This is a genomic window from Pantoea sp. DY-5 (genome assembly GCF_019795955.1).
Classification (GTDB): domain Bacteria; phylum Pseudomonadota; class Gammaproteobacteria; order Enterobacterales; family Enterobacteriaceae; genus Pantoea; species Pantoea leporis.
In genome coordinates, this window is sequence record NZ_JAIMIE010000009.1 from 145,539 (window position 1) to 165,945 (window position 20,407).

A 20,407-nucleotide genomic window follows, 5' to 3' on the forward strand; every position below is an offset into this window, starting at 1 on the left:
CCATGAACGCTCAACGTTTTGCCCGAATTCAGGAGATGCTGGCCCTGCGCCAGCACGATCTCACCGTCTGCATGGAACAAGTGCATAAACCGCATAACGTCTCGGCGGTGATCCGTACTGCCGATGCGGTGGGCATCCATGAAGTGCACGCCGTCTGGCCAAGCGTGCGTATGCGCACCATGGTTTCCGCTTCGGCCGGCAGCAACAGTTGGGTGAAAGTCAAAACGCATCTGCATATTGCAGATGCGGTGCGTCATCTGAAGGATGAAGGCATGCAGGTGCTGGCGACTAATCTGTCCGCCAAAGCGGTAGATTTTCGCGACATCGATTACACCAAACCGACCTGCATTCTGATGGGTCAGGAAAAAACCGGTATTACCGCTGAAGCGCTGGCGCTGGCCGATCAGGACATCATTGTGCCGATGGTCGGCATGGTGCAGTCGCTCAATGTCTCGGTGGCTTCCGCGCTGATTTTGTATGAAGCGCAGCGTCAGCGACAGAACGCCGGCATGTATCAGCGCACCTATAGCCTGCTGGATGAAGATGAGCAGCAGCGTTTGCTATTCGAAGGCGGTTACCCGGTGCTGGCGCGCGTCGCCAAGCAGAAAGGCCTGCCGTATCCGCACATCAATGGTCAGGGCGAAGTAGAAGCCGACGCCGAGTGGTGGGCCACCATGCAATCTACAGGTAGAAAATGAAAGGCCGTCTGCTGGATGCCATCCCGCTCAGTACCCTGACCGGCGTCGGCGCCAGTCAGGCGGGCAAGCTGGCCAAACTTGGCCTGTTCACCATTCAGGATCTACTGCTGCATCTGCCACTGCGTTACGAAGATCGCACCCAACTGTATAAAATCAATGACCTGCTGCCCGGCGTTTATGCCACGGTGGAAGGTGAAGTGCTGAGCAGCGAAATCACTTTTGGTCGCCGCCGCATGTTGGTGTGCCAGATCAGCGATGGCAGCGGCATGCTGACCATGCGCTTCTTCAATTTCAATGCCGGGATGAAAAGCAGCCTGGCGACGGGCCGCCACGTTACCGCCTATGGCGAGATTAAGCGCGGCCAGCGCGGTGCAGAAATCATTCATCCCGAGTATCGCGTGCAGGGCGAACAAGGTGGCGTAGAGCTGCAGGAAACCCTGACGCCGGTTTATCCCACCACCGAAGGCATTCGCCAGGCGACATTGCGCAATCTCACCGATCAGGCGTTGACGCTGCTGGAGAGTTGCCCGATTGCCGAGCTGCTGCCATCGGAACTGAGCGGCGGGCTGATTAGCCTGCCGGATGCCCTGCGAACGCTACATCGTCCACCGCCGGATCTGCGTCTGAGCGAGTTGGAAACCGGCCGCCATCCGGCACAGAAACGCCTAATTCTGGAAGAGCTGCTGGCGCATAACCTCAGCATGCTGGCGGTACGTGCCGGTGCACAGCGCCATCATGCGCTGCCGATGACGGTGCGCCACGAGCTGGCTGATCAACTTCTGGCGGCGCTGCCCTTCTCGCCAACCGGTGCGCAAAAGCGCGTGGTGGCAGAAATCGAAAAAGATTTGGCCAACGATTTTCCGATGATGCGTTTGGTGCAGGGCGATGTCGGCTCCGGTAAAACACTGGTAGCCGCATTGGCGGCACTGAACGTCATCGCACACGGCAAACAGGTAGCGCTGATGGCGCCGACCGAACTGCTGGCCGAACAGCATGCCAACAACTTCCGCCAATGGTTTGCACCGCTGGGAATTGAAGTGGGCTGGCTGGCGGGCAAGCAGAAAGGCAAAGCGCGCGAAGCGCAGCAGGAAGCCATTGCCAGCGGCCAGGTTGCGATGGTGGTCGGCACCCACGCGCTGTTCCAGGAGCAGGTGAAATTCAACGGCATGGCGCTGGTGATCATCGACGAACAGCACCGCTTTGGCGTACATCAGCGCTTAGCATTGTGGGAAAAAGGCGAGGAACAAGGCTTCCATCCGCATCAGCTGATCATGACCGCCACGCCGATTCCGCGCACGCTGGCGATGACCGCTTACGCCGATCTCGATACCTCCACCATCGACGAATTACCGCCAGGTCGTACGCCGGTGACCACGGTGGCGATTCCCGATAGCCGCCGCAGTGAGATCATCACGCGCGTGCAAAGCGCCTGTCACGAAGGGCGTCAGGCATATTGGGTATGTACGTTGATTGAAGAGTCAGAAGTGCTGGAAGCGCAGGCGGCGGAAGCAACCTGGGAAGAGCTGAAAGTGGCGCTACCCGATTTGCAGGTTGGCCTGGTGCATGGCCGCATGAAGCCCGCCGAAAAACAGGCGGTGATGGCGGCGTTCAAGGCCAATGAAATCCAGCTGCTGATCGCCACCACGGTGATCGAAGTGGGCGTGGATGTGCCGAATGCCAGCCTGATGATTATCGAAAACCCTGAACGTCTCGGTTTAGCTCAGCTGCATCAGCTGCGCGGTCGCGTGGGCCGTGGTGCTGTCGCCTCACACTGCGTGTTGTTGTACAAAGCGCCGCTCAGCAAAACCGCGCAGAAGCGGTTGCAGGTGCTGCGCGATAGTAACGACGGCTTCGTGATTGCTCAGCACGATCTTGAGATTCGCGGTCCGGGTGAGATGCTCGGCACACGTCAAACCGGCAACGCCGAGTTTAAAGTGGCGGATTTATTGCGCGATCAGGGCATGATCCCCGAAGTTCAGCGCGTGGCGCGTCATATCCACCAGCACTATCAAGAGCAGGCGCAGGCACTTATTGAGCGCTGGCTGCCGGAAACCGAGCGCTACAGTAACGCTTAATCCGCCATCCTGGTTTTATCGATGGCAATAAAATCCCCGACAAATTTCTGCAGCAGACGCGCCAGCTCGGCGCGCTCTTCATCCTGCCAACGGGCAAACAGGTTCTGATAGATCTGCGCGCGCGCCGCATCGATTTTGTCAGTCATCGCTTTACCTGCCGCAGTGATCACTGCTTCATTCACCCGTTTGTCTTTGGCATTTTTCTGGCGCTGCGCCAGCCCTAACTCCTCCAGCTTCGCCACCTGACGACTGACGGTGGTGTAATCGCGTCCGGCCCGCTCCGCCAGCTCCACCACGCCAATTGGCCCGAAGCGACCAATTTGAATCAGTAGTGGAAACAGCGCGCGGTCGAGCTGAATATTTGACTCTTTTATCAATAATTCATCGCGTTGCGGACGATTGAAAGTTCCTACAATCATCAGCAGCGCGTTGTGCAGATCATCAAATGCAGCATCATTATGTGTATTTTGCACACTTTCCATTGACGTTATCCTGAGGTAAGCCTAATGTGTGCATATTACACATAGTTTCCACTTAACTGAAGGTGAAAGCATGAAAGCAGCGATAGTTTCCGCGGCAGGTGAACTGCCCGTTTACGGTGATTTTCCTGAACCACAGGCCGATGAAAACCATGTGGTGGTGACAGTGAAAGCCGCCGCCGTCAGCCAGCTGGCAAAAGCACGCACCGCCGGTACGCATTACAGCGCGGCCGCGCACTATCCCTTTATTACCGGCATTGATGGCACTGGCACGCTGAGCAATGGCGATGCGGTTTACTTCCTCGCCTTTAATGCGCCGTGGGGCAGCATGGCAGAAAGAACCTTAGTGCCCGCCGCAAGCATCGTTTCGTTGCCGGCCACACTGGATCCGGTGCTGGCAGCGGCGCTGGCGAATCCGGGCATGTCATCCTGGGCGGCGTTATCCCGACGCGCTCAGCTGCGCGTCGGTGAAACCGTGTTGATCAATGGCGCAACTGGCACGTCGGGCGGTTTAGCGATGCGTATTGCACAGCATCTGGGTGCAGGCAAAATTATCGCCACCGGCCGTAATCGCGCCGCGCTGGATCAACTGCGCACTCAGGGCGCCGACCTCACTTTCACGCTGGATGAACTGCCGGGCGCATTACCGGCGTTGATGAAAGAAGGCGTTGATGTGGTGCTGGATTATCTGTGGGGACAGAGCGCACTCGATATCATGCACGCCGCCGTGGCGGGCGGTGAAAAAACGGTGCGCTTTGTGCAAATCGGTTCCTTAAGCGGACAGGAAATTACCCTGCATAGCAAACTGCTGCGCTCGTCCGGGCTGACATTAATGGGCAGCGGCCTCGGCAGCGTGTCGGATAAAGAGTTGATCGCCTGCATCGGCGAAATGCTGACGGCCGCCGCCGAGAGCGATTTTTCGATCGCCTTCCAGATGCGCTCGCTGAGTGACGTCGCGCTGGCGTGGCCGGAAGATGATAGCCGCTGCCGCACGGTGTTTACGCTCTAAATCAACAGAAGTAAAAAGGGGTATTGCAAACGATTGCTTTCACAACGCAACCGTTTAAAATCGCCCCTTTGTTGTAATTGAGAACGTCCACCATGTCCGTCAACACCGCTGAAACTCGCCAGCCTGCCAGCGCTGCAAGCCCGAAAAGTGAACTGATTTACCGCCTCGAAGACCGTCCACCGTTACCACAAACCTTGTTTGCTGCCTGCCAGCATTTGCTGGCGATGTTTGTCGCGGTGATTACGCCTGCGCTGCTGATTTGCCAGGCGCTGGGTTTACCGGCGCAGGATACGCAGCACATCATCAGTATGTCGCTGTTTGCCTCGGGCGTGGCATCGATTCTGCAAATCAAAACCTGGGGACCGGTGGGTTCCGGCCTGTTGTCGATTCAGGGCACCAGTTTTAACTTCGTGACGCCGCTGATCATGGGCGGCATGGCGCTGAAAAATGGTGGCGTTGATGTGCCGACCATGATGGCGGCGCTGTTTGGCACGCTGATGGTGGCGTCTTGTACCGAAATGGTGCTGTCACGCGTGTTGCACCTGGCGCGCCGCATCATTACGCCGCTGGTTTCCGGCATTGTGGTGATGATTATTGGTCTGTCGCTGATTCAGGTCGGTTTGACCTCCATCGGCGGCGGCTTTGCTGCGATGAGCGATCACACGTTTGGCGCTCCGAAAAACTTGTTGCTGGCGGCTTCGGTATTGGTGGTGATTATCCTGCTTAATCGTCAGCGTAATGCTTATCTGCGTGTGGCCTCGCTGGTGATCGCCATGGCGGTAGGTTATGCGCTGGCCTGGGCGCTGGATATGCTGCCTGCCACCAGCACGCCAGCCGATCAGCCGCTGATTGCCGTGCCATCGCCGCTCTACTACGGCCTGGGCTTTGACTGGAATCTGCTGATTCCGCTGATGCTGGTGTTTATGGTGACTTCGCTGGAAACCATTGGCGACATCACCGCGACCTCTGATGTTTCCGAGCAGCCGGTGAGTGGTCCGCTGTATATGAAGCGTCTGAAAGGCGGCGTGTTGGCCAACGGGCTAAACTCCTTTGTCTCGGCGCTGTTCAATACTTTCCCGAACTCCTGTTTTGGCCAGAACAACGGCGTGATTCAACTTACCGGCGTTGCCAGCCGCTATGTGGGGTTTGTCGTGGCGCTGATGCTGATCGTGCTTGGCCTGTTCCCAGCCGTGAGTGGTTTTGTGCAGCATATTCCAGAACCGGTGCTGGGCGGTGCCACCATTGTGATGTTTGGTACCATCGCCGCATCTGGCGTGCGCATCGTTTCGCGTGAACCGCTGAATCGTCGTGCCATCATGATTATCGCACTGTCGCTGGCGGTAGGTTTGGGCGTTTCTCAGCAGCCGCTGATTCTGCAATTTGCCCCGGACTGGCTGAAAACCCTGCTTTCCTCTGGCATTGCGGCGGGTGGTATTACCGCCATCGTGCTGAACCTGATCTTCCCGCAAGAAAAGTAATCCTGCAGGCAGGCTTCGGCCTGCCTGATATTTATCCGCATTTACATCCAGGCTGTTGAGCTGTAACGGTAATTCAGGCATAACAACCACTCACCGGATAAATATCGGGATGGATGAGTGCGATGAAATTTTTAGGCAAGTTTTTCCTTACCTTACTGCTGCTAATTCTGCTGGCGCTGGTAGTGCTGTATGTGTTGCTACAAACACAATGGGGCGCAGGTTGGTTTAGCCGCTGGGTAAGCGATAAAACCGCCTGGCATCTCTCTCTCAGCAAGATTGAGCACGACTTTTCCTCCCCTTCGCATATTATTCTCGATGACTTCAGCTTTGGTCATGATGGTCAACCCGCCGTATTGGTGGCGAAACGCGTTGATCTTGGCCTTGCGCTGGTTCAGTTCAGCGATCCACTGCACTTCAACAGCATCGAAGTGCGCGACGGTGAAATCAATCTCGCCAATCAAGCGCCTGATACCACGCTGCCGATTCAGGCCAATCGCCTGCAGCTGAATAATGTGCGTATTGAGAATCCGCACAGCGCATTGCCGATGACCGCTCAGCGCGTTAATGGCGGTCTTCTGCCGTGGAAACCGCTGCCTAACGACGTGCTGGGCAGCGATGCGCAGTTCCAGATCAGCGCTGGCACCCTGACGCTGGATGGCGTACCGGGTAACAACGTGCTGCTGCAGGGCAGTATCAAGCAACGTCGTCTGGTGCTGAGCAATATCGGCGCCGATCTGGCGCGCGGTTCAATGACCGGCAACGCCGAGCGTGATGCGCAGGGTAACTGGAAGATCGATCAACTGCGCCTCAACGATATCCGCCTGCAAACCCATCAAAGCCTGAGCGACTTCCTCAATCCGCTGCGCGATGTGCCTTCAGTGAGCATCAACCGTCTGGATATGACAGATGCGCGCCTGCAAGGACCTGATTGGGCGGTGACCGACCTCGATTTAACCCTGAAAAATGTCACGCTGCGCGGCGATGATTGGGAAAGCGATGGCGGTTCTCTCTCCATGAATGCCGGGAATTTTATTAACGGTGGCTTTGAGCTCAACGATCCTATCGTCAATGCCGAATTCTCGGCGCAGGGCATCGCGCTGACGCAGTTCAGTTCGCGCTGGGTGAATGGCGTGGTGCGCGCCAGCGGCAACTGGACGCGCAGCGACAAACGTCTGACGCTGGATGAACTGGCGATCGCCGGGCTGGAATATACTTTGCCGCACAACTGGCGTGAACGCTGGCAGCAAACCTTACCGGACTGGCTGGATAGCGTGCTAATAACCCGCGCTACTGCCAACCGTAACCTGATTATTGATATCAATCCGGCGTTCCCGTTCCAGATGACGTCACTGGATGGCAACGCGAATAATCTGCTACTGGCGCGTCAACATCAGTGGGGAATCTGGTCCGGTAAAGCCAGCTTCAACGCGGCCGAAGCCACCTTCAATCGTACCGATCTGCGTCATCCGTCCATTGCGCTGAATGCCAACGATCAACAGATTCAGGTAACGGAATTGAGCGCCTTTAACGGCAGCGGTTTACTGGAAGGATCAGCAACGGTTGGGCAGGATGCGCAACGTCCGTTGACGCTGAATCTGAAAGGCCAGGCTGTGCCGGCAAACGTGCTAGGCAATTGGGGTTGGCCAACGCTGCAGTTGAGCGGTAACAGTAATTTACAGCTGCAGCTGAAAGGTTCGCTGAACGCCAGCGCGCCGCTGCGCCCCAGCGTGGATGGCACGTTGTCGGTAACCACCGATGCGCAGTCGGTGCAGCAGACGATGCGGGACGGGCAGGTTCAATAAGGGTTCAACAAGGTCGCCATGAATGGCGACCCTACATGCTAGTTGATACGGGCGCCGGAACCGCCCTCTTCCAGCGCTCCGTCAGAATCGGCGGGCAGCACGATATACACTCCTTCGAATACCGCGCCCAGCTCATCATCCCCGAACAGCTCCACTTCCATCTGCACGCGCGCTTTGCGGCCACGCGCCAGACGATCAAGATCGCCGCTGAGCGAGCCGAGATCGGCAATCGCGCCCGGACGGCCGCTGATCGGTTTGCTGTAGCGAATATGCGCATCCGCCAGAATAATGGTGCCACCGAGATGGCGCTCGCGCAGCAGCAGCCAAATTAACCCCCAGCCGGTGAGCGTAGCGAGCGAGAACAAGCTGCCCGCAAATAGGGTGTGATGGGGATTCTGGTTGCCCGCTTCGGGCATGGTGGTCACGAATTTCTGCCCGGTGTATTGCAGAATGCGTACGCCCATTTTTTCACTCAGCGGGATGTGCTCGTACCAGGCTTGTTGCAGCTGCCCGCACCAGTCGGCGCGATGCAGAATATCGTCGAGCGTCACGACCGGTTTGATCATCAGGAAGTGACGCACCGGCGTAGTTTGCGGCGCAGTGATTTCGCCCTGATTGACGTAGCCGAGCTTGGCAAAGAATTCGACGGCGTCTTCTCGCGCGCTACAGGTGACGCGTTTTGCCCCTTCCTGACGCGCGACCGATTCCAGTGTCATCGCCACCAGCGTGCCAAGACCTTTGCCCTGTACAGAAGGATGCACGGCGAGAAAGCGAATCGCCGCTTCGTTCTCGGCATTGATGTACAGACGGCCGATTGCCACCGGTTTGCCCTGCTCATCCACCACCATTTGATGATGCGCTAGCGCATCCCAGGCATCACGCTCAGAACCCTGCGGCTGACGCAGCGGCTTTCGTAACATTTCCCAGCGGAACTGGTAATACATATCCAGCTCTTCCGCCGTTTGCGGTACGCGAAGATGATACATAAAGTGATTCTCTCGTTCGAAGCTTGCGTGGCTAAGTCCTTGCCGCTCGGCTGAAAACTTCACACCTGTAACCAAAAGGTCACCGGACCATCGTTTACCAACGAAACCTGCATATTGGCGGCGAAGCGCCCGTTTGCAGTGGCCACACCCTGTGCTCGGCAGCAATCGCTAAAGTATTCATAGAGGCGCTCGGCTTCCGCCGGTTCTGCGCCGCCAGAGAAAGAGGGACGCATACCTTTATTGGTATCTGCGGCGAGGGTGAATTGCGACACCACCAGCACGCTGCCACCTGCCTGCTGCACATTGAGATTCATTTTGTCGTTCTCATCCGCAAAGATGCGGTAGCCCAGCACGCGCTCGGTTAATCGCTGCGCTTTTTGTTCATCGTCGCCCTTTTCCACACCCATTAACACCAGCAAGCCGGCGCCAATTTCGCCCACTGTCGCGTCGTCAACGCTGACACTGGCGCGGTTGACGCGCTGAATCAAAGCAATCATGTTTCCTCACGTTCTTTTTCGCGTTCCTGCTGTTTTAGCTGGCGATAGTCATCCAGCGTGACGGTGATTTCCGCGCCTAACAACACAATACACCACGACCAATAGACCCATAGGAACAGAATGGGGATGACCGCCAGAACGCCGTAAATTAACTGATACGAAGGGAACATCGTAACATAGAGCGCAAAGCCTTTTTTACCCAGCTCGAACAGCAACCCGGCAACGATGGCGCCGATCAGTGCATCACGCGTCGGCACGCGCCGCGTCGGCACAATGCTATACAGCAGCCAGAAAGCGAGGATAGAGAGGCACAGCGGGAATATACGCAGCAGATGATCGATCAAGCTGGTGACGCCCGTGACGTTCACCCAGCGCAGCGACAGCAGATAGGAGCTGAGCGCTAAGCTTGCGCCGGCCAGCAGCGGGCCCAGCGTTAAGATCATCCAGTAAACAGCAAAGGAGTAGACCATTGGACGCGGTTTATCGCTGCGCCAGATGGCGTTCAACGCGCTGTCCACCGAATGCATCAGCAGCAGCGCGGTGACGATCAACCCCACAATGCCGACCGCCGTCATCTTATTGACGTTGGCGACGAACTGGTCGAGATAACGCTGAATCACGTCGCCCGTTGCCGGAATGAAGTTGGTAAAGATGAAGTTCTTCAACTGCACGCTGATGTCCGAGAACATCGGAAAAGCAGCAAACAGTGCGAACACCACGGCAATCAGCGGCACCAATGCCAGCAATGAGACGTAGGCGAGATTCCCCGCCTGTGTCGTCATGTTGTCATCGTCAACGCGTCGCCACAGCAGTTTTACCCACAAATAAAAGGCATGCGCCGAATGGCGCAGATGTCGATGGTTCAGCACTCAGAGACGACCCGCAAACCAGTCCGGCACGGTTTTCTCATCAACCACCAGCACGCTCTCAATGCCGAGTGCGCGCGCAGCGTCGATATTGGCCTGATTATCATCGAAAAATACCGCCTGATCGGCCTGATAACCTTCGTGCTGCAGCACATAGTTGTAGATGCGCGCTTCCGGCTTACGCATGCCGATATCCTGCGACATATAAAGATGATCGGCCGCCTGTTGAACATCGGGATATTGGGTTGGCCAGAACTCGAAGTGCAGCTGATTGGTATTGGACAGGATCACCACGCGCTCGCCATTGGCACGCAGCTTGTTCATGATCGCCAGCGTTTCCGGACGCACGCCGACAAAAACCGCCTGCCAGCCAGCAGTGAATTGCGGATAGCTCAGCGCGATATCCAGCTGGTCGCAAATGCGCGCAGCGAATTCTGGATCGCTGATTTCGCCACGTTCGTGTTTCTCAAAAGCCTCATCCATGCGGAAACGACTTTGTAGCGTGGATAACGGCACGCGCCCTAAGTCGCTCCAGACGCCGAGCACACGATTGAAATCGATATCAACAATCACATTGCCTAAATCAAAGATGTACAGCATGACGCCTCCTCTTTTCGTTCCCTGGATCATTCACTTTAGCGGCAAAAGTGGGAGCTGAACAGGGACGAAAGGCGGGAAATCAGTAATCTGGAAGCGGAGCCAAACTTCATTAAGCGAGCATTGCAGCGGCTTGCAGGCATAAAAAAGCCCCGCAAGTGCGGGGCTCAATATCAGACTGTTTCGCTTACTCTTTGCTGCCGCGAGAAGAACGTTTACGATCGTTCTCGGTCAGATGACGTTTACGAATACGGACTGACAGCGGAGTCACTTCTACCAGTTCATCATCATCGATGAACTCGATAGCCTGTTCCAGCGTCATTTTCTGTGGTGGCACCAGAGTGGTGGCTTCGTCAGTACCTGACGCACGCATGTTGGTCAGTTTCTTACCGGTCAGGCAGTTTACTGTCAGGTCGTTAGAACGGCTGTGAATACCGATGATCTGGCCTTCATACACTTCCGCACCGTGACCGAGGAACAGCTTACCGCGATCCTGCAGACCGAACAGGGCAAACGCTACCGCTTTACCCTGACCGTTTGAGATCAGCACGCCGTTCTGACGCTGGCCCACTTCGCCCGGACGAACGTCGTCGTAGTGGCTGAAGGTGGAGTACAGCAGACCGGTACCTGAAGTCATGGTCATGAATTCGTTACGGAAGCCGATCAGACCACGGCTTGGGATCATGTAGTCGAGACGTACACGGCCTTTACCATCTGGATCCATGTTTTTCAGGTCGCCTTTACGCTCACCCATCGCTTGCATCACAGAACCCTGATGGGTTTCTTCGATGTCGAGAGTAACGTTTTCGAATGGCTCCTGCTTACGACCTTCGTGCTCACGGAAGATGACTTTCGGACGGGATACCGCCAGCTCGAAACCTTCACGACGCATGTTCTCGATCAGAACCGACAAGTGCAGCTCACCGCGACCGGAAACGCGGAACGCATCCGAATCTTCGGTTTCTTCAACGCGCAGTGCCACGTTGTGTACCAGCTCTTTGTTCAAACGCTCCAGGATCTGGCGCGAGGTCACGAACTTACCTTCTTTACCGCAGAACGGTGAGGTGTTCACGTTGAAGAACATGGTAACGGTTGGCTCATCGACGCTCAGGGCTGGCAGCGCTTCCACATTCTGCGTGTCGCAGATGGTGTCAGAAATGTTCAGCTCGCCCAGACCGGTGATGGCGATGATGTCGCCCGCTTCCGCCAGGGTGCTTTCGATACGCTCCAGACCCAAGTGGCCCAGCACTTTACCGACTTTACCGTTACGGGTTTTGCCTTCGCTATCAATGATAGTGACCTGCTGGTTCGGCTTCACGGTACCGCGCTTGATGCGGCCGATGCCGATCACGCCCAGATAGTTGTTGTAGTCCAGCTGCGAGATCTGCATCTGCAGTGGCGCTTCAACTTCAACCTGAGGTGGAGAAACGTGGTCAACGATCGCCTGATACAGCGGGGTCATGTCGTCAGCCATGTCGGTGTGTTCCAGACCCGCGATACCATTCAGCGCCGAAGCGAAGATGATCGGGAAGTCCAGCTGCTCGTCAGTCGCATCCAGGTTAACGAACAGGTCAAATACCTGATCAACAACCCAATCAGGACGCGCGCCCGGACGGTCAACTTTGTTGATAACCACAATCGGCTTCAAACCATGAGCAAATGCTTTCTTGGTTACGAAGCGGGTTTGCGGCATAGGGCCATCCATCGCATCTACAACCAGCAGCACCGAATCCACCATGGACATGACGCGCTCCACTTCACCACCGAAGTCGGCGTGTCCTGGGGTATCAACGATGTTGATACGGTAGTCATTCCATTTGATGGCGGTGTTTTTTGCGAGGATGGTAATCCCACGCTCTTTCTCCAAATCGTTGGAGTCCATTACGCGCTCAGTCGCTTCGGTACGAGCATCAAAAGTACCGGACTGTTGGAGCAGCTTGTCAACCAGGGTGGTCTTACCATGGTCAACGTGCGCGATGATGGCGATGTTACGCAAATTTTCGATCACAGCTTTGCCTCAGGCATTATAGAAATAACGCGGTATTGTACACGGATTAAGCGGAAGACTGAACATGATCACAGATTTCGCCGAAAGTTTCTTGTAGCGCTGGTTTTTAGCACCGTTTACGGTGCATTAATCTGCACTGCGATAGTAATTTGCACCAAATTGGTGCTTAACTTCATCTGTGGCGCACCATAACGATGCATGCAATCCATCCTGGTGCAGCCTTCGACTCACGAAAGGGCGCATTGTAGCGCCATTTTCGCCATTGTCATAAAGTTGGCACAGAATTCGCTTTATATATTTTAAGCGAAAACGACAGTTATAAAACGGTTGAAAGAGCTTGCCGAGATCTTTGGTTAGGAGTGGTCAGCAGTCGTGACACATTCCCGGCAACGAAGTTCTCTCACCATGACGATAATGACCATTTCCAGGAGAGTTGAGTATGTCCGCTGAACACGTTCTCTCGATGATGAACGAGCATGAAGTTAAGTTTGTTGACCTGCGTTTTACCGATACCAAAGGTAAAGAACAGCACGTTACTATCCCTGCTCACCAGGTTAACGCTGACTTCTTCGAAGAAGGCAAAATGTTCGATGGCTCCTCCATCGGTGGCTGGAAAGGCATTAACGAATCAGACATGGTGCTGATGCCGGATGCAACCACTGCAGTCATGGATCCGTTCTTCGAAGACTCGACCCTGATCATCCGTTGCGACATCCTTGAGCCAGGTACACTGCAGGGCTACGACCGTGACCCACGCTCCATTGCTAAGCGTGCAGAAGAGTTCCTGCGTTCTTCAGGCATCGCGGATACCGTGCTGTTTGGACCAGAGCCAGAGTTCTTCCTGTTCGATGACATCCGTTTCGGTTCTTCTACTTCAGGTTCACACGTGGCTATCGACGATATCGAAGCAGCCTGGAACACCGGTAAAGAGTACGAAGGCGGTAACAAAGGTCACCGTCCAGGTCTGAAAGGCGGTTACTTCCCAGTGCCACCGGTTGACTCAGCACAGGACATCCGTTCTGCCATGTGTCTGACCATGGAGCAGATGGGTCTGGTGGTTGAAGCACATCACCACGAAGTAGCCACAGCTGGTCAGAACGAAGTGGCAACCCGCTTCAACACCATGACCAAAAAAGCTGACGAAATTCAGATCTACAAATACGTGGTGCACAACGTTGCTCACGCGTACGGCAAAACGGCAACCTTTATGCCTAAGCCAATGTTCGGCGATAACGGTTCTGGTATGCACTGCCACATGTCTCTGTCAAAAGGCGGCGTGAACCTGTTCTCTGGCGACAAGTACGGCGGCCTGTCTGAAACTGCTCTGTTCTACATCGGCGGTATCATCAAGCACGCTAAAGCGATCAACGCCCTGGCGAACCCAACCACCAACTCTTACAAGCGTCTGGTCCCAGGCTACGAAGCGCCAGTTATGCTGGCTTACTCTGCCCGTAACCGTTCTGCTTCTATCCGTATCCCAGTGGTTGCCAGCCCGAAAGCACGTCGTATCGAAGCACGCTTCCCGGATCCAGCGGCTAACCCATACCTGGCATTCACCGCGCTGCTGATGGCCGGTCTTGATGGTGTTATCAACAAGATCCACCCTGGCGATGCGATGGACAAAAACCTGTATGACCTGCCACCGGAAGAAGAAGCTGAGATTCCAAAAGTTGCAGGTTCTCTGGAAGAAGCACTGAACGCACTGAACGAAGACCGCGAGTTCCTGACCCGTGGCGGCGTGTTCACTGATGACGCTATCGATGCGTACATCGAACTGCGTAAGCCAGAAGTTGACCGCGTGCGTATGACTCCGCACCCAGTTGAGTTCGAACTGTACTACAGCGTTTAATTTAAAAATTTCAGATCCCTGTTCACGCACTCTTTTGCTGCGTGAACAGCCTGAAAGATTTTTAATTGCCGTGGAAACTTTAGCCCATCTCCGGATGGGCTTTTTTCTCCGCGCATTCATGGTTCGAAGCACAGATTTCCGTCCTGAAAGGCTATAATGCACTAAATTAGTGCAGAGGAACGCTGTATGGCAACTGGCACGCTGCCCGACGCGGGGCAGATTCTCAACTCCCTGATCAACAGTATTTTGCTGGTCGATAACGATTTAGTTATCCATTACGCCAATCCGGCGGCTCAGCAATTACTGGCGCAAAGCTCACGTAAATTGTTCGGCACGCCATTACCGGAATTAACCGGCTATTTTTCGCTGAATATTGAGGTGATGAGCGAGAGTCTCGGAGCTGGCCAGGGCTTTACCGATAGCGAAGTCACGCTAGTGGTCGATGGCCGCGCGCACATTATGTCGCTCACGGCACAGCGCTTACCGGATGGCTTTATTCTACTGGAAATGGCGCCGATGGATAATCAACGTCGTCTTAGCCAGGAACAAATTCAGCATGCTCAGCAGGTCGCTGCCCGCGATTTAGTGCGCGGTCTGGCGCATGAGATTAAAAACCCGCTGGGAGGATTACGTGGCGCCGCGCAGCTACTGACTCGCGCGTTACCCGATCCTTCCCTGCATGAATATACGCGCATCATCATTGAGCAAGCCGACCGCCTGCGTAATCTGGTTGATCGTCTGCTTGGCCCGCAACAGCCGGGCTTGCACGTAACGCAAAGCATTCATCAGGTCGCCGAGCGCGTGGTGAATCTGGTATCAATGGAGCTGCCGGATAACGTCTCGCTGGTGCGCGATTACGACCCAAGCCTGCCGGAACTGCCGCACGATCCCGACCAGATTGAACAAGTGCTGTTGAATGTGGTGCGAAACGCGCTGCAGGCATTGGGCGATGAAGGCGGCACCATTGTGATTCGTACGCGTACCGCCTTCCAGCTCACGCTGCACGGCACGCGTTACCGCTTAGTCGCGCGTATTGATATTGAAGATGACGGCCCAGGCATTCCGGCCCAGCTACAAGATACCCTGTTCTATCCGATGGTTAGCGGACGCGAAGGCGGCACCGGTTTAGGTCTGTCCATCGCCCGTAGCCTGATCGATCAGCATTCAGGAAAAATAGAATTTAACAGTTGGCCAGGTCACACCGAATTCTCGGTCTACCTGCCTATTCGCCAGTGAGGTTTCTATGCAACGAGGGATAGTCTGGATCGTCGATGACGATAGCTCCATCCGCTGGGTGCTTGAAAGGGCACTCACTGGAGCCGGTTTGAGCTGTGCAACCTTTGACAGCGCTAACGAGGTATTGGACGCGCTCGCAAGCAAAACCCCAGACGTATTATTGTCAGACATTCGTATGCCTGGCATGGATGGACTTGCGCTGCTGAAACAGATTAAGCAGCGCCATCCGATGCTTCCGGTGATCATTATGACCGCGCACTCCGATCTGGATGCCGCCGTCAGCGCTTATCAGCAAGGTGCGTTTGATTACCTGCCAAAGCCGTTTGATATTGATGAAGCGGTCGCACTGGTTGAACGTGCGATTAGCCATTATCAGGAGCAGCAGCAGCCGCGTAATCAGCCCGTCAGCGGCCCAACCACCGACATTATCGGCGAAGCGCCGGCAATGCAGGATGTGTTCCGCATCATTGGTCGTCTTTCACGCTCCTCAATTAGCGTGCTGATCAATGGTGAATCCGGTACCGGTAAAGAGTTGGTGGCACATGCGCTGCATCGCCACAGTCCACGCGCGAAATCTCCTTTTATCGCGCTCAACATGGCGGCGATTCCCAAAGATTTGATTGAATCAGAGCTGTTTGGTCACGAGAAAGGCGCGTTCACCGGTGCCAACCAGATTCGTCAGGGACGTTTTGAGCAGGCCGATGGCGGCACGCTGTTCCTTGATGAAATTGGTGATATGCCGCTTGATGTGCAGACCCGCTTATTACGCGTATTGGCCGATGGCCAGTTTTATCGCGTTGGCGGTTATGCGCCGGTGAAAGTGGATGTGCGTATCATCGCGGCAACCCACCAGAATCTTGAGCTGCGCGTGCAGGAAGGCAAATTCCGTGAAGACTTGTTCCATCGTCTTAACGTGATTCGTGTTCATCTGCCGCCGCTGCGTGAACGACGCGAAGATATTCCGCGCCTGGCGCGTTACTTCCTGCAGGTTGCTGCACGTGAGTTAGGGGTGGAAGCGAAGATTCTGCATCCGGAAACCGAAACCGCGCTGACGCGTCTGCATTGGTCCGGTAACGTGCGCCAGCTGGAAAACACCTGTCGCTGGTTGACGGTGATGGCAGCTGGCCAGGAAGTGTTGATTCAGGATCTGCCGCCTGAACTGTTTGAATCCAGCACGCCAGACAATCCGGTGCAATCGTTGCCGGACAGCTGGGCTACTCTGCTGGCGCAGTGGGCAGATCGCGCCTTGCGTTCCGGTCATCAAAACCTGTTGTCGGAAGCACAGCCGGAGATGGAGCGCACGCTGCTCACCACCGCGCTGCGTCATACACAAGGGCACAAACAGGAAGCGGCACGCTTGCTCGGCTGGGGACGCAATACCCTGACGCGTAAGTTGAAAGAGCTGGGGATGGAATAACGCGCACGTTTTGCGTTTTGAAACCGGGGAGCGAATAGGCTCCCCGTTTTTTTATATCACTCGTGAGAACTGCTGCATGCGCACCTTTTGGCGCATATATACATCGAAGCACATACAGATGTTACGAATCAGCAACCGACCGATGCCGGTAACGTGCAGGCTGCGACCGCGCTGCTCCACCAATCCATCTGTCACCAGCGGCGCTAACAGCGCTAAATCCTCGGCAAAATAGTGTTCAAACTCAACCGAGTACTGCGCCTCTATCGCGGCAAAATCCAGTGCGAAGTTGCAGATTAAGGCTTTAATCACATCACGGCGCAAACAATCATCGTCACTCAACGTAAGCCCGCGCCACAGCGCATTGCCGCGCTGCTCGATCTCTGCGTAATAGTCTTTCAACTCTTTGTGATTTTGCGCATAGCTGTCACCCAGCATGCTGATGGCCGACACGCCCAAGCCGAGCAAATCGGTTTCGCCCTGTGTGGTGTAACCCTGAAAATTACGATGCAGTTCGCCGGCGCGTTGTGCGACCGCCAGTTCATCATCCGGACGCGCGAAGTGATCCATGCCGATAAACTGATAACCTTCGCCGGTTAAGGTGGCGATGGTTTCCTGCAGGATCTGCAGTTTCTGTGCTGCGCCTGGCAGCTCCTCATCTTTAATTTTGCGCTGCGCAGCGAACAGCGTAGGCATGTGAGCATAGTTGAAGACGCTGAGGCGATCGGGATTGAGTGCAATAACGCGCTGTAAGGTGAAGGCGAAGCTTTCCGGCGTTTGCAGCGGTAAGCCATAAATCAGATCAAGGCTGACCGAACGGAAGCCTTGCTCACGCGCACGCTGCACCAGAGCGAAGATGGTTTCTTCATCCTGCACGCGATTCACGCGCTCCTGTACCGCTTTATTAAAGTCCTGCACACCCATGCTCAGCCGATTAAAACCTTCCGCGCGCAGATGATCGATCATCTCCAGTTTGATTTCACGTGGATCAACCTCGATCGACATTTCGACGTCATCGGCAATCGTAAAATGCTCGCGTAGCAGCGCCACCAGCCGGCTCACCTGCTGCTGGTTGAGGAATGTCGGCGTGCCACCACCCCAGTGCAATTGAGTGACGCAGCGGCCCGCAAAGAAGGGCGCACGCTGACGGATTTCCTGCTCCAGCACATCAAGGTAGCGATCGGCTTTATGCAGCTGGCGCGTCACGATTTTATTGCAGCCACAAAAATAACAAAGCCGATGGCAAAACGGGATGTGCACATACAGCGATAACGGACGATCGGGATAGCGTTGCACGGCTTGCTGAAAATCTGCCTCACCAAATTTCTCACTGAATTCGAGCGCGGTGGGATAAGAGGTATAACGTGGGCCAGCGTAGTTGTATTTTTCGATGAGGCGCTGATCCCAATCAATCTGCTGCGATGACATGCTCACTCCTTACGGTGACGTCGTCTGAGAGAGGGTCGCGTAGCTGAAGAGTGGACGAAGCGATGGGCTGAACGCCGACGTAAACGCGACTTAAGACGCGACAGGCGGCGTAGTTTAAACAATAACCAGAGCAGATAACATGTCAGCAGCAGCGCGAAAATTGATCCAGGCCAAAACATAGGTGAATACCTGTTTAGCGCGGCATGCGCGAAAACGCATGCCGATCAAAATTTGCCTTAATTACCTTTTAGCAGGCGCATCATATCTTCTTCAGCCTGCTCATCTTCCGCTTCGTCATCCAGCGCGATGCCCAGCGTTTCCATCAGCTCATCGATGCGGTCTAAGGTTTGATCCAGCCAGGCCTGATCTTCGCCACTCAAGGTTTCACCGTTTTCCAGGCGATCCAGCAGCGTATCCAGACGTTCGTCATTTTCCAGCTTCGCCAGCTCGTCTTGCGGCGTCAGGCGAACTTTTTCTGCTTTTGGCTTTGGTTTCGCTTCAGGCTTTTTTGCCGGCTGGGTTTTACCATCAGCAACTAATGCGATCGGCTTTTTGCTGCCCAGGCGTGGATCCTGAGCTTTTTTACCCTGACCTTTGCCAGCGGCTTGCGTTTCAGGATTGGCGCGGCTGCCAGATTTATGGCCGCTATGTTTTTTATCGCGTTTGCGATCGCGCGCTTCCTGATTAAGGTCTTCACGCGATTTGCGTTTGGCTTTCGCAGCAGGTTTGCCACGCGGGGCTGATGCAGGTTGCTTCATGGTGTCCGGTCTCGGCGGTGCTTTGTGAGTTCAGTATAGAATTGCGGCGAAATCTAGCAGAAAGTAAGCAAAGAAAAAAGGCGATAGCCTATGCTATCGCCTTTTATCGCACCTTCATATGAAGGAAACACTGAATAAATCCTTTACGGCTCACAACGTCCCGGTTGCTCCATCGCCACATCGCTCCTGCGATTAATCCCTGTCCTTGTTCGATTCCTGCCTGAATCGCTTCCCGCCATGCTCTTGGTCATCCCCGACACTCCTGAGCTCATCATCCTGATGGGTGCTGCCGTGCACTGACAACAAATGTAGACTAATAGGTAAAATGAACAAGTGAGACTTGTCTCTATTTTAGAGTGGCATTTCCTAAATTCATTTCAAATCATTGAAATATAACATCTAAATGGATTGTTAATATTCAATGAAGCGGTAATCGCTGGCAGTAAAAATCATAGATCTCTTACAAAATGGCGCATTTGGACGCTATCGGGCACTTTTGCGCCATTACAGGTATAATCAGCCCAATTGCCCGATTCATTTTGCTGGAGTTTCACTTTGTCTGCTTTGAACTATCACATGACCCATTTCATGCTCAGCGCCCCCGATATTCGCCACTTACCGGCGGATGTGGGTATTGAAGTTGCTTTTGCCGGGCGCTCGAATGCAGGTAAATCCAGCGCGCTGAACACCATCACTAACCAAAAAGGTCTGGCCCGTACCAGTAAAACGCCAGGTCGTACTCAGCTGATTAACCTGTTTGAAGTGGTTGAAGGTAAATGTCTGGTCGATTTACCCGGTTATGGCTATGCCCAGGTTCCGGAAGAGATGAAGCGCAAATGGCAGCGCTCGCTGGCGGAATATTTGCAAAAACGTCAGGCGCTGAAGGGTCTGGTGGTATTGATGGATATTCGCCATCCGCTGAAAGACCTCGATCAGAACATGATTGAATGGGCCGTGCAGAGCCAGATTCCCGTGCTGGTCTTACTGACCAAAGCCGACAAACTGGCATCCGGCGCACGTAAAGCACAGCTGACGATGGTGCGCGAAGCGTCGCTGGCCTTTAACGGTGATGTGCAGGTGGAAATGTTCTCGTCGCTGAAGAAGATGGGCGTTGATATTGTGCGTAAGAAGCTGGACAGCTGGTTTAGCGAACTAGAGCCAGCGCAAGAAGGCGACGGCGAAGAAACAGCAGAGTGATTTTGTTGCGGCTTTTGAGAAAAAGCCCAA

At 54.8% G+C, this 20,407-nt stretch carries 17 protein-coding genes; 9 read left to right on the top strand and 8 right to left on the bottom strand.

Annotation, left to right across the window (positions count from 1 at the left end):
• Positions 1-2: 2 nt before the first annotated feature.
• Positions 3-698, top strand: coding sequence for a tRNA (guanosine(18)-2'-O)-methyltransferase TrmH (gene trmH / locus K5Y30_RS23090; RefSeq protein ID WP_222213551.1), 696 nt, complete (start codon positions 3-5; stop codon positions 696-698).
• On the top strand, positions 695-2,773 hold the full coding sequence (gene recG / locus K5Y30_RS23095; RefSeq protein ID WP_222213552.1) for an ATP-dependent DNA helicase RecG: 2,079 nt from the start codon (positions 695-697) through the stop codon (positions 2,771-2,773). Before trmH ends, recG begins: the two co-directional genes overlap by 4 nt.
• On the opposite strand, the gene K5Y30_RS23100 is transcribed toward recG, so the two are convergent.
• A complete protein-coding gene (locus K5Y30_RS23100) occupies positions 2,770-3,255 on the bottom strand; it encodes a MarR family winged helix-turn-helix transcriptional regulator (RefSeq protein ID WP_222186118.1) in 486 nt (161 codons plus the stop codon). The two genes, recG and K5Y30_RS23100, sit on opposite strands and share 4 nt — an antisense overlap.
• Positions 3,256-3,325: 70 nt before the next feature.
• Between K5Y30_RS23100 and K5Y30_RS23105 the strand changes: the two genes are divergently transcribed.
• The 3 genes from K5Y30_RS23105 (at position 3,326) to K5Y30_RS23115 (ending at position 7,541) form a co-directional block, all read left to right on the top strand.
• Positions 3,326-4,261: a zinc-binding alcohol dehydrogenase family protein gene (locus K5Y30_RS23105; RefSeq protein ID WP_222186119.1), complete on the top strand. Its 936-nt coding sequence runs from the start codon at positions 3,326-3,328 to the stop codon at positions 4,259-4,261.
• A gap of 92 nt (positions 4,262-4,353) precedes the next feature.
• Positions 4,354-5,739 (top strand): NCS2 family protein, encoded by a 1,386-nt coding sequence (locus K5Y30_RS23110; protein WP_008109781.1) that lies wholly within the window; start codon positions 4,354-4,356, stop codon positions 5,737-5,739.
• Between the two features lie 122 nt (positions 5,740-5,861).
• A complete protein-coding gene (locus tag K5Y30_RS23115) occupies positions 5,862-7,541 on the top strand; it encodes an AsmA family protein (protein ID WP_222213553.1) in 1,680 nt (559 codons plus the stop codon).
• Between the two features lie 38 nt (positions 7,542-7,579).
• Here the strand turns inward: K5Y30_RS23115 and fabY are convergent, their stop codons facing one another.
• From fabY to typA, 5 genes are all read right to left on the bottom strand, one after another.
• Positions 7,580-8,527 carry a fatty acid biosynthesis protein FabY gene (gene fabY, locus K5Y30_RS23120; RefSeq protein WP_008109787.1) on the bottom strand — a complete coding sequence of 316 codons (948 nt, stop codon included), beginning with the start codon at positions 8,525-8,527 and terminating at the stop codon, positions 7,580-7,582.
• Positions 8,528-8,586: 59 nt separating this feature from the next.
• Positions 8,587-9,024: a D-aminoacyl-tRNA deacylase gene (gene dtd, locus K5Y30_RS23125; protein ID WP_222213554.1), complete on the bottom strand. Its 438-nt coding sequence runs from the start codon at positions 9,022-9,024 to the stop codon at positions 8,587-8,589.
• Entirely contained in the window at positions 9,021-9,893 is an 873-nt protein-coding gene (locus K5Y30_RS23130; RefSeq protein WP_101760717.1) for a virulence factor BrkB family protein, read from the bottom strand. The genes dtd and K5Y30_RS23130 overlap by 4 nt, the downstream gene beginning before the upstream one ends.
• Complete coding sequence (gene yihX, locus K5Y30_RS23135; RefSeq protein ID WP_101760718.1) at positions 9,894-10,490, bottom strand: glucose-1-phosphatase; 597 nt, start codon at positions 10,488-10,490, stop codon at positions 9,894-9,896. It lies immediately after the preceding gene.
• A 184-nt stretch (positions 10,491-10,674) separates the two neighbouring features.
• Positions 10,675-12,495 (bottom strand): ribosome-dependent GTPase TypA, encoded by a 1,821-nt coding sequence (typA, locus tag K5Y30_RS23140; RefSeq protein WP_008109794.1) that lies wholly within the window; start codon positions 12,493-12,495, stop codon positions 10,675-10,677.
• A gap of 439 nt (positions 12,496-12,934) precedes the next feature.
• Here typA and glnA point away from each other — a divergent pair, with 439 nt between their 5' ends.
• From glnA to glnG, 3 genes are all read left to right on the top strand, one after another.
• On the top strand, positions 12,935-14,344 hold the full coding sequence (gene glnA / locus K5Y30_RS23145) for a glutamate--ammonia ligase (RefSeq protein WP_007885243.1): 1,410 nt from the start codon (positions 12,935-12,937) through the stop codon (positions 14,342-14,344).
• Between the two features lie 186 nt (positions 14,345-14,530).
• Positions 14,531-15,580 carry a nitrogen regulation protein NR(II) gene (gene glnL / locus K5Y30_RS23150; RefSeq protein ID WP_008109798.1) on the top strand — a complete coding sequence of 350 codons (1,050 nt, stop codon included), beginning with the start codon at positions 14,531-14,533 and terminating at the stop codon, positions 15,578-15,580.
• 7 nt (positions 15,581-15,587) lie between these two features.
• Positions 15,588-16,997, top strand: coding sequence for a nitrogen regulation protein NR(I) (gene glnG, locus K5Y30_RS23155; protein ID WP_008109800.1), 1,410 nt, complete (start codon positions 15,588-15,590; stop codon positions 16,995-16,997).
• A gap of 51 nt (positions 16,998-17,048) precedes the next feature.
• Here the strand turns inward: glnG and hemN are convergent, their stop codons facing one another.
• Together hemN and yihI are read right to left on the bottom strand one after the other, a co-directional pair.
• The gene (hemN, locus tag K5Y30_RS23160; protein ID WP_222186122.1) at positions 17,049-18,422 is read right to left on the bottom strand and encodes an oxygen-independent coproporphyrinogen III oxidase; all 1,374 of its coding nucleotides are present in this window, start codon (positions 18,420-18,422) and stop codon (positions 17,049-17,051) included.
• Positions 18,423-18,658: 236 nt separating this feature from the next.
• Entirely contained in the window at positions 18,659-19,180 is a 522-nt protein-coding gene (gene yihI, locus K5Y30_RS23165; protein ID WP_222186123.1) for a Der GTPase-activating protein YihI, read from the bottom strand.
• A gap of 555 nt (positions 19,181-19,735) precedes the next feature.
• On the opposite strand from yihI, the gene yihA reads away from it, so the two are divergent.
• On the top strand, positions 19,736-20,377 hold the full coding sequence (gene yihA, locus K5Y30_RS23170) for a ribosome biogenesis GTP-binding protein YihA/YsxC (RefSeq protein ID WP_101760721.1): 642 nt from the start codon (positions 19,736-19,738) through the stop codon (positions 20,375-20,377).
• The last annotated feature ends 30 nt before the right edge of the window (positions 20,378-20,407 follow it).

What these genes read in the sequence shown, in the direction of transcription:
- hemN (WP_222186122.1), bottom strand. Translation starts at nt 18,422, where the DNA reads ATGTCATCGCAGCAGATTGATTGGGATCAGCGCCTCATCGAAAAATAC.
- glnL (WP_008109798.1), top strand. Translation starts at nt 14,531, where the DNA reads ATGGCAACTGGCACGCTGCCCGACGCGGGGCAGATTCTCAACTCCCTG.
- yihI (WP_222186123.1), bottom strand. Translation starts at nt 19,180, where the DNA reads ATGAAGCAACCTGCATCAGCCCCGCGTGGCAAACCTGCTGCGAAAGCC.
- K5Y30_RS23115 (WP_222213553.1), top strand. Translation starts at nt 5,862, where the DNA reads ATGAAATTTTTAGGCAAGTTTTTCCTTACCTTACTGCTGCTAATTCTG.
- K5Y30_RS23105 (WP_222186119.1), top strand. Translation starts at nt 3,326, where the DNA reads ATGAAAGCAGCGATAGTTTCCGCGGCAGGTGAACTGCCCGTTTACGGT.
- fabY (WP_008109787.1), bottom strand. Translation starts at nt 8,527, where the DNA reads ATGTATCATCTTCGCGTACCGCAAACGGCGGAAGAGCTGGATATGTAT.
- K5Y30_RS23100 (WP_222186118.1), bottom strand. Translation starts at nt 3,255, where the DNA reads ATGGAAAGTGTGCAAAATACACATAATGATGCTGCATTTGATGATCTG.
- K5Y30_RS23110 (WP_008109781.1), top strand. Translation starts at nt 4,354, where the DNA reads ATGTCCGTCAACACCGCTGAAACTCGCCAGCCTGCCAGCGCTGCAAGC.
- trmH (WP_222213551.1), top strand. Translation starts at nt 3, where the DNA reads ATGAACGCTCAACGTTTTGCCCGAATTCAGGAGATGCTGGCCCTGCGC.
- dtd (WP_222213554.1), bottom strand. Translation starts at nt 9,024, where the DNA reads ATGATTGCTTTGATTCAGCGCGTCAACCGCGCCAGTGTCAGCGTTGAC.
- yihX (WP_101760718.1), bottom strand. Translation starts at nt 10,490, where the DNA reads ATGCTGTACATCTTTGATTTAGGCAATGTGATTGTTGATATCGATTTC.
- glnG (WP_008109800.1), top strand. Translation starts at nt 15,588, where the DNA reads ATGCAACGAGGGATAGTCTGGATCGTCGATGACGATAGCTCCATCCGC.
- recG (WP_222213552.1), top strand. Translation starts at nt 695, where the DNA reads ATGAAAGGCCGTCTGCTGGATGCCATCCCGCTCAGTACCCTGACCGGC.
- glnA (WP_007885243.1), top strand. Translation starts at nt 12,935, where the DNA reads ATGTCCGCTGAACACGTTCTCTCGATGATGAACGAGCATGAAGTTAAG.